Origin of the sequence: Streptomyces prunicolor NBRC 13075, assembly GCF_000367365.1 — a bacterium.
GTDB classification, from domain to species: Bacteria; Actinomycetota; Actinomycetes; order Streptomycetales; family Streptomycetaceae; genus Streptomyces; species Streptomyces prunicolor.
The window spans coordinates 1-12,475 of the sequence record NZ_BARF01000113.1; the positions used below are offsets into that span (position 1 = coordinate 1).

A 12,475-nucleotide genomic window follows, 5' to 3' on the forward strand; every position below is an offset into this window, starting at 1 on the left:
AGCCCCCACCGGCCCACACACACCAACTACCGCAAGTCCCCTTCTCTCTGTTCCTACTTGCAGCCACAGCCGCACACATCACCGCCCTGACGATCGCCGTCCTACACCGCGACACGGCTCTCCCCACCTGGGCGGTAATCCTGTTCGCAACGGCAGGGGTGTCACTGGTGATGGCCACCGCACACTGGATCGGCGCCCTCCTCGCCCACCGCACCCGGACAACCCAGGGCGCCCAAACAACACAACTAGCCACCTGGACAGAGGAAGCCGTAAGAGACGCCTGGGCCGAACGCCGCCGTATCGCAGCGGGACTGGAAACCACAGTCCTGGCCCGCACCGCAGACATGATCACGGAGGCAGAGGCAGGCCACCTGGACGAAACAGCGACCCGCGCCCGAGAGGCCCTCGCAGCGATGCGCGCCCTCCTGGACGCGGTCCGAGACGCCGACGAAACAACGACCCCCGACCTACGGCCCCAACCCACCGTCCAGGCGCTCGACTTGCTCGCCCACCAGTGCAGGGCCACCGGCCGTGACGTACAGATACGCCTCACCGACCGCGTACCCGACCGCCTCCCCACCGAGGTGGACCTCGCCGCCTACCACGTCGCCGAAACCCTGCTGGCGACCGGCGACAACGACCCCGCCGTACTCGAACTCGACGCGGACGACGGTACGTTGACGATCACAGCCACCGGCGTCCCGCGCGCCGCCGACCCCGCCGTACGGGCCCGCCTGACCGCACGGATCGCGCCGCTCGGCGGCACCCTGACGGCCGGGCACCCACCGGGCACGGTCCATCTCCGGCTGCCGCTCGCGGCGCCGGACGACGAGGAGAGACAACGATGAGCCTCAGGGTGCTGGTCGTCGACGACCAGGGCATCGTCCGGGCGGGCTTCGCCGCCGTGATCGACGCCGAGGACGACATGACGGTCGTGGGCGAGGCGGCCGACGGCGCCACCGCGGTGGTGCTGGCCGCCGAACTCGCCCCGGACGTGGTCGTGATGGACGTACGGATGCCCGAACTGGACGGTATCGCCGCCACCCGGATCATCACCGGCAAGGAGAACGCGCCGCGCGTCCTCGTGCTGACCACCTTCGACCTGGACGCGTACGTCTTCGACGCCCTGCGCGCGGGAGCCTCCGGCTTCCTTCTCAAGGATGTGCACGCCTCCGAACTCCTGGACGGCATCCGGGTGGTGGCGAGCGGCGAGAGCGTGCTCGCCCCGTCCGCGACCCGGCGGCTGATCGGCCACTACGCGTCCGGCGCGGGCACCGGTTTCCGTTCCGCCGCCGAGAACGGCCCGCGCGAGCTGGAGAGCCTCACCGGCAGCCAGCGCAACGTCCTCGCCCTGCTCGCCTCCGGCCTCAACAACGCGGAGATCGCGGCGGAGTTGGACATCACCGTCGGCACCGTCAAGTCCCACGTCAACGCCCTGCTCCGCAAACTCGGCCTGCGCGACCGCGTCCAGGCAACGATCCTCGCCTACGACCTCGGCATCACCCGGCCGAACCCGCCCGGCGCCGACCATCTCTGACGATCTGTCATAAACCGCGATCGACCAACAACCCTTCACTCAACGCCACTCAGGAGTACAGCCATGCCCAGTACCGACGCCAACGCCGCCAGCTCCCCGCTCCACCGGCTCGGCCGGAACCTCCGCAACCCCTTCGCCCTCGGCTACCTCGCGCTCTGCGTGGCCCTGCTCGTCTGGACCGTCGTCGTGAGCGTCATGGACGACTCGGGCGAGTCCATGGCGGGCGTCGTCCCGGTCCTGGCGACCGCCCCGGGCAGTCTCGTGTTCCTCGTACTGCCGGACGGCAAGGCGATGTTCTTCGTCGCCGTCGCCATCGGCGCACTGGTGAACGCCTCGGTCATCGGCTGGTGCGTCCGCGCGCTGCGCCGCGGCAACCAGGCGGACCCGACGCGCTGACCCGACCCGCTGAACCCCGGGCGGGACTAGGCTGGGGCCGCGGTGTTCGCCCTGCTTCGCATCGGGCCCAACCACCGCGTCGAAGGACTGCGGCATGAGGCACGCACCCAGCACCACGCACCACCCGACCACCACCTCCGAAGAACGGCCGCTACGACCCCTACGACCCCCGTTGACGGCCGTTCCCTCTCCCCCCGACCCGGACCTGTTGACCGAACTGGTCCAACTACGCGCCCAGAACAGTCAGTTGGCGCTCGCTCTGGAGACCCGGGCGGTGATCGACCAGGCGCGCGGCATGGTGATGGCCCTCGCACCGTGCACCGGCGACCGGGCCTGGGACCTGCTGGTGGGCGTCTCCCAGCACTGCAACGTCAAGCTCCGGGTCGTGGCGGCGGCACTGGTCGCCACGACGGCGGACAAGGCGCTCCCGGCCGATATCCAGCGGGAGTTGCGCCGAGCACTGCGCCGCCTGCACGCGGCGGACCGGCCGTAGGACGTACGGATGCCGGAGTACGTACGGATGGGGACGGCGCCGGGAGCTGTGGTTCCAACTCTCCGGTGTCTTCGTCCAGAACGGCCGACGGACGCCCCTGCTGAGTAGCCCGGCCCGCGCGACCTAAACTACCCGGGTCGTTGGGTCCGGTCGTTGTGCACCAGCCCGTCCGGATGGTCCTCCGTACGCTCACCGAGCGGAAGTACCAGTACCCGTACGGGAGTTGCGTCGTCCTCGCGCTGGATTCGCCCCACCTCCCGCCAGCCCCGGCCCTGGAGCGCGGCCAGGGTCCGCCGGGCGGACTCGTCCACCAACGTGACGCCCAGCGAGGCCTGGTGGTCGGTGAGCAGACTCTCCTGCATCCGACGGGCGAGCCCGCGCGCGTACTGGTGGGGATAGACGAGGGTCTCCAGGATCGCGAACACATACCCGGACGCGGTGAGTTGCTCCAGGTTCTGCGGCAACGGTCCGTCGAACCCCTGCCACCACGACCCGTCGCGCGGCACGGAGAAACCTGTTTGAAGCCGCTCCGCCCGGGCACCTGTCCGGTGTGCTTCGGACCGGAGGCACCCCCGTGGGAGCGGTGCCCTCTGCTCCCCAGAGTGCTGCGGTCCGCCGACCCCACGGTGAGTGACACCACCGAAGAGGGAGCACGCCCCCATGCAGCCCGACCGCACCCCCAAGTCCCGTACCACCAAACGGACTTACGACGACTCCCCCGACACCGCCGAGGCGTTCCGCCGTATCGCCGCACTGCCGGACGGTCCGGAGCGGGCAGCGCTGTGCCAGGAGGTGGTGCGCGCCTGGATGCCGATGGCCGTACGGCTGGCCCGGCGCTTCCGGCACCGCGGCGAGTCCGCCGAGGATCTCGCCCAGGTCGCCCAACTCGGCCTGGTCAAGGCGGTGTCGCGCTTCGACCCGAGTCTCGGCAACGCCTTCCCCAGCTTCGCGATTCCGACGATCCTCGGCGAGGTGAAGCGGCACTTCCGTGACGAGCTCTGGGTCGTCCACGTCCCGCGCCGGGTGCAGGAGCTGCGTGGCCAAGTCCGGTCCGCCGACCACGAGTTGAGCGCGACGCGGGGCGGGACGATCTCCGCCGTCCACGAGATCGCCACGCACACCGGCCTGACGGAGGCCGAAGTGCGGCTGGGCCAGGGGGCGTTGGAGGCCTACACCGCCTGGTCCCTGGACGCCGTACCCGGGCATCCCACGGACGGCCACCCGCTGACCGACACCCTCGGCGACATCGAGCCCGACTTCGACCTGATCGTCGACCGCGAGGCCCTGCGCCCCCTGCTGCGGGCGCTGCCGGAGCGCGAGCGCGAGATCCTCTACATGCGCTTCTTCTGCGAGATGACCCAGGCCGGCATCGGCGCACGGCTCGGCGTCTCCCAGATGCACGTCTCCCGCCTGATCACCCGCACCTGCGCCCGCCTGCACGCCCAGGTGATGGCCGAACCACGCGCGTTCAGGAAGGCGTCGTAACGCCGTCGCGCATGCTCGCCGCTTCGGCGACCAGCTCACGCCCGGTCGACGTACGCAACGGGTCGCTCGCGGCGGTCATCAGCCAGGCCGCCGTGACGGGGTCCGTCTCAGGGGGTACGACGAGCAGGTCCCAGCGGCTCGTCCGGTACGACAGGAGCAGCAGCTGGTGCGGGTCCTGCTCGGCCAGGAACCAGCCCACCTTCACGACATGCCCGTCGACCGGCACCTTGCGCGGGAAGTCGGCCGGCCAGTGCGTGGGATTCACCGTGACCCGCGTGATCCGCCCCCACAACGGATCGAGCACGGCGACCAGCGAGGGAAGCTCCGCCCCCAGATCCCGGGACCGGGGCCACCAGGCACCGTCCAGCAGAGCGGGCGCCGAACCGAGCGGGGCCAGCGACATACGAAGCGCGAGGTCGGGTGCGGGGGCGGGTATCCCGCCCTCGGGTGTCGGCGTGATGGAAACGGGCGCAGTCATGACGCGAACCCTGCTCTGGGCCGACGCGACCGGCCCGGCGTAATCAATCGCCGAAAACGACACGGGCATGGAGGCCGGTGCGCGGAATACCCTCGGTGATTTCGAGCGTACTCCTCAGGTACTAACCGGCCGCCCGCCGTTCCCGGTACTCCGCCTGCTCAGGCACCGCCCCAGCCGGTCGAGTGGTCGTCCGGGTCCTCGGTCGCGTACAGGGCGGGCCCGAGGCGCGCGGCCAGGGTGTCGCCCGCGATGTGTGTCAGGGTCACCGTCCCGCCGTCGTCGTCCGACGTCAGCTCGGCGTAGTACGCCGGGGCCGCCCAGTCCATCGGACGGTGGAAGAAGAAGTCGACCGTGTCGTCCGGATACTCCTCACGAAGCAGCGGAAGCACGGTCTCCAGGTCGTTCTCCGCGCCGTACCCGCTGATCACCACGGCAACCCGCCCCAACTCCGTCCGCCACACCCGTACATGCGCCGGGCCGACCCCCTGGCGGGGCGACCACGCGCCCTCGTCACGGATCAGCCGAGCCGGATGAGCGCCCTCAACTGCCATACAAGGCCCCCGCTTTCGACCACGTCATCATCGCGTACGACCCTCGTACTTCCGGCTTCCGGCCGAGGCACGGCCCCGTTCCGTCACCCGACCGCCGTGATCTGCCCGTCCGCCTCCTTCAGCCTGCCCTGGCCGAGCAGTTCGTCGATGTCGGAGTCGAGGAAGGCACGGATGTCCCGGCCCATGCGACGCCAGCCGAAGAACTCGCCGGTGTGCCGGACCAGTTCGTCCTGCGACATGCCCGGGCACTCCGCCGCGAGCTCGTACAGCGCCAACTGCCGCTCGGCCGGGGCGATATGCGCGGCCTTGCGGACGGCGTCGCCCGCTCCTGGAACGCGGGCGCCCAACTCGTCCCGGCCTGCCACGTCGAGGAACAGGCCGTCGACACTGACCTTCCCCGAGCGGACGAGACCGCGCACCACATCCCGTACGTTGTCGCGGATCCTGCTGCCCGCCCGGCCGACGCCCCACGCTTCCCGGGCACGCTGCACCAGCAGTTCCTCGTGGATGGGGCCCTCGATCCCGATGACCCTGGTCAGCAGCGTGCGCAGGGCCGGCCGAGCCTCCGGGGTGTGCAGTTCGTACGGCGAGGACACCGCCATCTCGCCCGTCTCGTACAGGGAGCTCCACGGCCGATCGGGCTCGGTGTCGACAGGAACGCGCTCATGGTCCGTAGGCGCGGGGGCAGTTGGCGGCATGCCGTGCCGCGGCTCCGAGGCGCCGGGCGGCACCGGCACGTCGGTGAGCAGCGGAAGCAGCCTGGGGTCCGAGGCGATCTTCGCTTCATCGCCCTCGGCGGTCACCGGCACGGGCGTCCGCACCGCCGCCGGTGCGGAGTCGGACATCGGCCCACGCTCGACCGCCAGCTCGACCGCCTCACGCAGTCTCAGCTCGGCGGCGGCCCGCCCGCGGTACCAGTCGGTGCCCCAGATCCGGTGCAGCCGCCAGCCGAGCCCGGCGAGTACCTCTTCGCGCAGCCGGTCGCGGTCGCGGGCCGTCCTCGACGAGTGGTACATCGCGCCGTCGCACTCGATGCCGAGCGCGTAGGCGCCGGGGAACTCCGGATGACGCACGCCGATGTCGATGCGGTATCCGGCGACACCGACCTGCGGCTGGACGCGGTAGCCCCAGTCGCGCAGCACCTCCAGCACCGACTCCTCGAAGGGGCTGTCCGGCTCGGCGTCGGCCTGCACCACGTCCTGCGCGAGGACGGCCGGACCGTTCTCGGCGTACTCCAGATACCGCTTGAGATGCTGGACGCTCTCGTTCGGGCTGTCGGCCAGGCCACTGCCGCGGAAGGACGCGACGACCTCCATACGGAATCGCGCCCGGGTGACGGCGACGTTGAGGCGCCGCCAGCCGCCCTCCTTGTTGATGGGCCCGAAGTTCGTGCCGAACTTGCCGAGCTCGTCGGGGCCGTAGCCGATGGACATGATCATGACGTCACGCTCGTCGCCCTGGACGGATTCGAGGTTCTTGACGAAGAACCCGTCGAGCCGGTCCTCGGTGAAGCAGTGGTCCAGGTCGGGTCGGAGCAGCCGGGCCTGCTGGACGGCCTGGTCGATGGCCGCCGCCTGGGCCTGGGAGAGAGCGACGACGCCGAGGGTGCGATCGGGGCGGGTGTCGAAGTGGTGGATGACCCGCCCGGCGACGAACTCCGCCTCCTTGCGGTTGTCCCGCCGGCCGCCGCGGTCGTACACACCCTGTGCGGGGAAGAACTCGACGCCGATGTCGTTGCCGAGGTCCAGTGCTCCCGGGAAGGTCACCATCGAGTTGCCGTAGAAGGACCTGTTGCTGAAGGTGATCAGGTCCTCGTGGCGGCTGCGGTAGTGCCAGCGCAGGGACAGCTCGCGCAGCGCTCCCGCCTTGCAGGCGTGCAGCAGGGACTCGAAGGTGTCGGGGACGTCCTCGTCGTACTGATCGGAGTCGTCCTCGACCGACGAGTCGAAGAAGGAGGTCGGCGGCAGCTGCTTCTCGTCACCGGCCACGACGAGGGAATCCGCCCGGTACACGCAGTTGATGGCGTCGGCCGGGCGGACCTGTGACGCCTCGTCGAAGATGACCACGTCGAAGTGGTAGTCCGCGGGCAGGAGTTGACTGACCGTCAGAGGACTCATCATGAAGCACGGCTTGATCAGCCGGACGACGTCACGGGTCCGGCCGAGCAGTTCCCGCACCGGCATATGACGGCGTTTCAGCTCCGCCTGCTTCTTGATCACCAGAGCCGCTCCGCCGCTGAACCGGCGTGGCCGGCGTTTGTTGCACGCCTCGATCACGGCCCCGCTCGCAGCGGCGACCAGCCGACGGTCGGCCTCCTTGAAGTCCGCCACCCGGGCGTCCAGGTCCGCGGAGCGGGTCGTGGTCAGCCGGGCGTCCGTGGCCAGGAGGTCGTCCGCCCAGCACTTCAGCACCGCCTGCTCGACGACCGCCCCCAACTGCCCGGGCAGGACGCCTCGTTCGACAGCGCGGGCGACCAGTTCATCGACACCGTGACCCGCCAGAACGTCCAGCCCGGTGCGGTACGCCCGCCATTCCTCCGGGCCGCGCGGATCGGCCGAGAGCTCGTCGACAGCCTGCTGGGCCTGCTCGAACGTACCGAACAGAGCGAAGGACAACTGGACTTGGCGAGGCTCCTCGAAGAGCTCGTTCAGCGCGGTCGAGGACTCCGACCAGCGAGCGGCACGACGCGTCGCCGCATCGCACCAACTCGCCAACGCGCCCCGGATTCCACGAGCCAGCAGCCCCGGCATCGGATCGGCCTCGGTGCCGTCCGCGAGACGGGCGGTGAGCAGATCCCGCTCGGCAACTCCGCCGGCGAGCGCCGCGATACGGTCCGCTACGGCCAACACCGCGTCCAGGGAGGCCAGTTCGCCCTCGTCGCGGGGGACGTAGCCACCCAGAACCGTCTCGTGGCGAGCCACCAGCCGCGCGAACTCGGCCGCGGTGTTCTGCCACACCAGGGCATCGTTCAAGCGCTGCGGCAGGGTCTTGTCCCAAACGCCGGCTCGCGTAAGCCCGACGGCTGCCTCGCGGTCCTTCCGGTACGGGCCGGACATCCGCGAGAACACGCCCCGGTACTGCTCGGCGAACCTCTCGACCAGCGCGGACAGCCCTTCGGCCGTCAGCACCTGTTCGCCGAAGACATCCTCGGCCGCCGTACGAGCGGCCTCGCGAGCGGCGAGCGCGTCCCGCAACTCCTCGGCGGCTCGATGCGCCTCGCCCAGCCCTTCGCCGTCGAACCATCGCGCGGGCGGGCGCACCGGCGCGGCGGCCAGATCGGCGAGTTCCAGCAGGCCGAACGCGGCCTCGGCGGTTTCCGGCTTGGGCAGTCCGAACAGCTCGGCCAGTTGCGCGAGGCTTCCGGCGGGGTCGTCCGGCAGTCCGGTGCCAACTGCCTGTGCCGCAGCGGGATCACGACCGGGCAGGCCCGCTTCCAGGATCCGTACGATCTGCCGTACGTCGTGCACCGTACGCGGTTCGGGAGTCGTCGCCCCGAACGGGCGGCGTTCCGCGGCCGTCCGCAGATCCGCGAGCGCGTCCGCGGCCTCGGCGAGCACCGAGGCGGCGGCGGAGTCCCCCTTCAGCCCGCGCCAGACGAACGCCTCGCCCTCCGCCGCCGGCCGCCAGGCCCGGCTGATGGCGCCGGCCGCGGCCAGGATCGCCTGGAACTGCCCGGCCGCGAGCCGCCGCACCGTGCCCGTGCTCCTGGCACCGAGAGTCAGCGGCGGGGTGCCCGCCCGCTCCAGGAGAACCAGGCGGCCCAGGACATCGTGGAGCGTGCGGCCGAGTGGTTCACGGGTCAGGTTCATCGCCGCCGCGTAGGCGGACAGCTCCTCGCGCAGGCGCCGGGCCCGGTCAAGTTCGTGCTCGGCCGCGCCGGTGATCCGCACCTCGGTGGTCAGCACCCGTTCGAGCTCCGTCGCCACCGACTTCTTGCTGGTGTCGCCGCTGTGCAGGGCCATCACGAAATCGCCGAGGCCGACCCCGCGAAGCCTGTTGCGGACCACGTCGAGCGCCGCGGCCTTCTCGCTGACGAAGAGAACGGAACGGCCGGCGTGCATGAGCGCGGCGATCATGTTGGTGATCGTCTGGCTCTTGCCGGTACCGGGCGGACCACTCATCACGAAGGAACGGCCGTCCACCGCGGCCGCGATGCACTGCCGCTGCGAGGAGTCCGCGTCCAGCACGAGCGGGGTCCGCTCGGGCAGCTGGATCTCGTCGATGCGCTCGAGCTCCGGGGGCTCGAAGCCGATCAGGTCGTCGGGCAGCCCCGCGTCGGGTCCGAGGCCGACGGCCCTGACCAGTGGATGGGCGAGGATACGCTCCTCGTTCTGCTGGAGGTCCTGGTACATGGCCTCCTTGTGCGAGGCGAACAGACCGAGCACCACACGCTGGTCGACCGACCAGCGGTCCTGCGTCCCCGCGACCTCCCGGGCCGCGGCGAGAACGGCACCGGGGTCGGTCACGTCGCAGTCGGCCACCGGGGTCCAGTCGACGCCCAGCCGCTCCAGTTTGACCGCGAGCGCGGGGTTGTGGATCCGGTCCTGCTCCTCCGCCAGGTGCAGGCGCGACTGCCCGCGGCCGTCCCGGCGAATCTCCACGGGTACCAGCAGCAGCGGAGCCGAACTCGTCTCCTCGGCGCCCGCCTCCCGCCAGTCCAGCATGCCGATGCCCAGCCAGAGCACCCACAGACCGTAGTCGTTGTACATCTGGCCGGATTTCTGGCGCAGTTGGTAGAGCGACGCGTCCAGACCGGTCTGCGTGGTCTTCTGTGTCACGAGGCCGGAGGCACGATCGGGACGACGGCCCGCGGAGCCGGTGCGGTACTCGGCGCCGTACTCGGTACTGTTCTCGGCGCCGTGCTCGGTGTCGTACTCGTAGAACACCTCGCTGTCCGGAGCCGCGCCCTCGTCGCCTTCGGCGGGTTCGGCAGGTTCGGCGTCCTCCACAGGGGCGAAGGACCAGCCTCGGCCGAGCCCCGCGAGCACCGCGGAGACATCAGGAGCCGTGATCTCCAGGGTGCCGGTCCGCGTATGGCGGAAGTTCAGCAGCCGGTTGCGCCCGCCGAGGTCCAGCAACGAGCTGCGCCAACCGCCCAGCACGACCTTCAACCGGTCGAGGGCGGGGTCACTGCCGCCCGCAGAGCCACCACTGCCACGCTGCGCGGCTCCGGTCGTGCGCGAACTGGGCATACAGACATACCTCCGGTGCAGAAGACACGCAGGAGGCAACCCACCCGGACCCCCCCAAGTCCGGTAATTATTCAGTGCCGACAGCCCGCCACACCAGCCTCAGCGGAGACACATCTGCGATCCAGGAGTTCCGCGCCCACCACCACACCCACCAAAAGCAAAAGCCCCAGGTCCCGAAGTGTTCCCTGGATGTCCGGTCTGATCACGGGATGCCGTGAAGTTCGAGGATCTGGTTCGGCAGAAGCCGTGTCGGCCTTTGTCCCACGCACCTGGGCCCTTGACCTCGGTTCTTCCGAGGGCCGGCGGCGACGTGGCGAGTGGCTGTTTTCCTGATCTCACCGGTGTCGTGGGCTGGTGGCCGACCGTCAGGTGTGGGCCGGGAGCTGAGTGGCCCGCTGCCAGGCGGTGGTGAACGCTGCTGTCCAGGGCCAGACGCGGTCGAGGTCGAGGGTGCGCCGGCGGGCGTGGGGGAAAGAGCCGGGCGGGCAGGTGGTACAGCTTCATGCTGATCGTCTCCGGCTCCGCGGCGGCGAGTTCGGGCTCGTCGTGCAGGAGGAGGAGCCGGTTCCAGGCGTCGAGGTCAGCGGCGATCGTGGCGGCCGGCACCCGGGCGGCGTTCAGCTGCCGGGACTTCGAGGGCAGCAGTCCGAGGCCGACCCGCTTGACCGCTTTGACGCGGTCCTCGGCCTCGGCATGATCACGCCAGAAAGGGTCGACGAACCATACGGCCCGGAGCCGGGCACCCCGGACAGTCCCTGGTGGACAGGGACGTTCGTGGCGATGATCTTTGGTGCGGCTGGTTTTCACCGAGTTCGCGGAGATCGGCTCGATGCAGGGGGTGGTGCGGTTCCTGGTGGAGAACGGCCTCGAGATCGGGGTGCGGCAGCGAAGTGGTCCGGACCGGGGCGAGATCGTGTGGAAGCGTCCAGCCCGGACGACGGTGACCTGCATGCTCAACAGTCCGGTCTACGCCGGGGTCTACGTGTATGGCCGCCGTCCGCTGGACCACACCGTCCCGCGTGGTGCGCGGGGCGGCGCCCGGCGACGGACCGCCCGCCGGGATGGCTGTCCGACGTGGATCGAGGACGGGGTGCGGATCCTCTCAAGTGACGGTCGGGATCAAGCCGTGAGGCTGTACTTCTGCTGGTCGGGGTCGAGGTAGAGGCGTTGATGTTCACGGGTTGCGGGCCGCGTGGAAGACCCGGTAGTTGTCGAAGTCTCCGTTCGTGATCAGCGCGCGGAGTCGGAGGACGGCTTCGGGACCGTCAAGGCCCCAGCGGGCGCCGGTGATATCGAGACGGTCGGCGATCAGGTGACGACAGGCGCCTTCGACAGGGCCGTTGGCGATCGGCCGGCCGGCCGCGAGGGCGGTGTCGTAGTGAAGCTGATCGAGGTGGCCGGCGAGGTAGCGGGGCAGGTGGTGACTGCCCCGCGGCGGGCGGCAGGAAGCCGTTCAGCTGCAACCTGAGCGGTCATCTCGGTGGCGGCGCACTCGGCGTGTCCGGCGAGGATCGCGGTGAGTTCGTCCGCGGCCCAGGTCTCGGCCGCACGGCTGCCGGGCGAATGGAAAACATGCGCGGCCGTCCAGCGGTACTCGGCGACGTGCACGAAGTCGAGCAGAACGATGAGGCGGATGTCGCGGCGGGCGGCTTCGGCATCGCCGATCAGCTCAACCGCGACGGCTTCCGCTCGGCACGCGGTGACGACCCCGTCCGCCGACGCGTCGTCGCACAGGTCCCCCAACGCAACGGCAGACCACTGCCGCCCCAGACGGGGCCACGGCCGGTCGATCCTGCCGAAGCGCCCGGGAACACGAGTGGTGGCTGGGCGACCTCGCCGCCCACCTCGGCTGCACCCTCCGCACCGTCCACAAATGGATCACAGACGGGCACCTCACCGGACGACAGGAGACACAGCACCCCTGCCGGTTGATCATGAGCGCCCCACCAGGCAAGTTCACCGAACTCGAAGAACGCCTCGCCAAGCCGCGCGGGCGACGCACCCACCCCGCTTCGCCGAACTCCTCGACGAAGGCAACTCATGGGCGCAGCCTGCTTGACGCATCGAAAATTCCAGCCACCACATCAGAGATGTGGTGTTCGCCGAGGACGCCTCCACCGTCCGCACCGGCAGCGCGCCGCGGGCGATGGCCGCCCTGGACGGACCCAGGGCAGACCACTGGCGAACCTCGCCGAGCACGCCAGCGACCAACTGACCGCACTGGTCAAAACTCGGCCCAAATGGATGCAATACAGGCCCGGCTTCCTCGACGGCTACCTCACCAATACCGGGCTGAACCTCACGTCCTCGTAACCCCGCCGCTATTCATCTCTATGCATTTGC

Annotated in this window: 9 protein-coding genes and 3 pseudogenes; 7 read left to right on the top strand and 5 right to left on the bottom strand. The window is 70.1% G+C overall.

Features of this window, described 5'->3' with window-relative positions; genetic code table 11:
- Nucleotides 1-170: 170 nt before the first annotated feature.
- The 4 genes from SPR02S_RS57885 (at nt 171) to SPR02S_RS46185 (ending at nt 2,426) form a co-directional block, all read left to right on the top strand.
- Nucleotides 171-848, top strand: coding sequence for a sensor histidine kinase (locus tag SPR02S_RS57885; protein WP_245607744.1), 678 nt, complete (start codon nt 171-173; stop codon nt 846-848).
- Nucleotides 845-1,537, top strand: coding sequence for a response regulator (locus tag SPR02S_RS46175; protein ID WP_019063848.1), 693 nt, complete (start codon nt 845-847; stop codon nt 1,535-1,537). Before SPR02S_RS57885 ends, SPR02S_RS46175 begins: the two co-directional genes overlap by 4 nt.
- A 63-nt stretch (nt 1,538-1,600) precedes the next feature.
- Complete coding sequence (locus SPR02S_RS46180) at nt 1,601-1,933, top strand: SCO4225 family membrane protein (RefSeq protein WP_019063849.1); 333 nt, start codon at nt 1,601-1,603, stop codon at nt 1,931-1,933.
- 94 nt (nt 1,934-2,027) lie between these two features.
- Nucleotides 2,028-2,426 carry an ANTAR domain-containing protein gene (locus SPR02S_RS46185; protein WP_026151494.1) on the top strand — a complete coding sequence of 133 codons (399 nt, stop codon included), beginning with the start codon at nt 2,028-2,030 and terminating at the stop codon, nt 2,424-2,426.
- A gap of 128 nt (nt 2,427-2,554) precedes the next feature.
- On the opposite strand, the gene SPR02S_RS57890 is transcribed toward SPR02S_RS46185, so the two are convergent.
- Nucleotides 2,555-2,932: a hypothetical protein gene (locus SPR02S_RS57890; RefSeq protein ID WP_019063851.1), complete on the bottom strand. Its 378-nt coding sequence runs from the start codon at nt 2,930-2,932 to the stop codon at nt 2,555-2,557.
- Between the two features lie 154 nt (nt 2,933-3,086).
- Here SPR02S_RS57890 and SPR02S_RS46195 point away from each other — a divergent pair, with 154 nt between their 5' ends.
- The gene (locus SPR02S_RS46195; RefSeq protein ID WP_019063852.1) at nt 3,087-3,911 is read left to right on the top strand and encodes a SigB/SigF/SigG family RNA polymerase sigma factor; all 825 of its coding nucleotides are present in this window, start codon (nt 3,087-3,089) and stop codon (nt 3,909-3,911) included.
- A 7-nt stretch (nt 3,912-3,918) separates the two neighbouring features.
- Here SPR02S_RS46195 and SPR02S_RS57895 read toward each other — a convergent pair.
- The 3 genes and pseudogenes from SPR02S_RS57895 to SPR02S_RS46210 form a co-directional block, all read right to left on the bottom strand.
- A pseudogene (locus SPR02S_RS57895) lies at nt 3,919-4,389 on the bottom strand (DUF5994 family protein); the annotation flags it as partial.
- Nucleotides 4,390-4,547: 158 nt separating this feature from the next.
- The gene (locus SPR02S_RS46205) at nt 4,548-4,940 is read right to left on the bottom strand and encodes a hypothetical protein (protein WP_158697988.1); all 393 of its coding nucleotides are present in this window, start codon (nt 4,938-4,940) and stop codon (nt 4,548-4,550) included.
- Between the two features lie 83 nt (nt 4,941-5,023).
- The gene (locus SPR02S_RS46210) at nt 5,024-10,132 is read right to left on the bottom strand and encodes a DUF3320 domain-containing protein (protein ID WP_019063855.1); all 5,109 of its coding nucleotides are present in this window, start codon (nt 10,130-10,132) and stop codon (nt 5,024-5,026) included.
- 790 nt (nt 10,133-10,922) lie between these two features.
- On the opposite strand from SPR02S_RS46210, the gene SPR02S_RS46220 reads away from it, so the two are divergent.
- A complete protein-coding gene (locus tag SPR02S_RS46220) occupies nt 10,923-11,294 on the top strand; it encodes a recombinase family protein (RefSeq protein ID WP_019063857.1) in 372 nt (123 codons plus the stop codon).
- Here the strand turns inward: SPR02S_RS46220 and SPR02S_RS57900 are convergent.
- Nucleotides 11,252-11,788: pseudogene (locus SPR02S_RS57900) on the bottom strand (ISKra4 family transposase); the annotation flags it as partial. The gene SPR02S_RS46220 and the pseudogene SPR02S_RS57900 overlap by 43 nt on opposite strands.
- 516 nt (nt 11,789-12,304) lie before the next feature.
- On the opposite strand from SPR02S_RS57900, the pseudogene SPR02S_RS66500 reads away from it, so the two are divergent.
- A pseudogene (locus SPR02S_RS66500) lies at nt 12,305-12,445 on the top strand (IS630 family transposase); the annotation flags it as partial.
- Between the last annotated feature and the right edge of the window lie 30 nt (nt 12,446-12,475).

Bases quoted from the DNA above. Each gene is read 5' to 3' on its own strand.
- SPR02S_RS46195 (WP_019063852.1), top strand. From the start codon at position 3,087: ATGCAGCCCGACCGCACCCCCAAGTCCCGTACCACCAAACGGACTTAC.
- SPR02S_RS46185 (WP_026151494.1), top strand. From the start codon at position 2,028: ATGAGGCACGCACCCAGCACCACGCACCACCCGACCACCACCTCCGAA.
- SPR02S_RS46180 (WP_019063849.1), top strand. From the start codon at position 1,601: ATGCCCAGTACCGACGCCAACGCCGCCAGCTCCCCGCTCCACCGGCTC.
- SPR02S_RS57885 (WP_245607744.1), top strand. From the start codon at position 171: ATGGCCACCGCACACTGGATCGGCGCCCTCCTCGCCCACCGCACCCGG.
- SPR02S_RS46210 (WP_019063855.1), bottom strand. From the start codon at position 10,132: ATGCCCAGTTCGCGCACGACCGGAGCCGCGCAGCGTGGCAGTGGTGGC.
- SPR02S_RS46175 (WP_019063848.1), top strand. From the start codon at position 845: ATGAGCCTCAGGGTGCTGGTCGTCGACGACCAGGGCATCGTCCGGGCG.
- SPR02S_RS46205 (WP_158697988.1), bottom strand. From the start codon at position 4,940: ATGGCAGTTGAGGGCGCTCATCCGGCTCGGCTGATCCGTGACGAGGGC.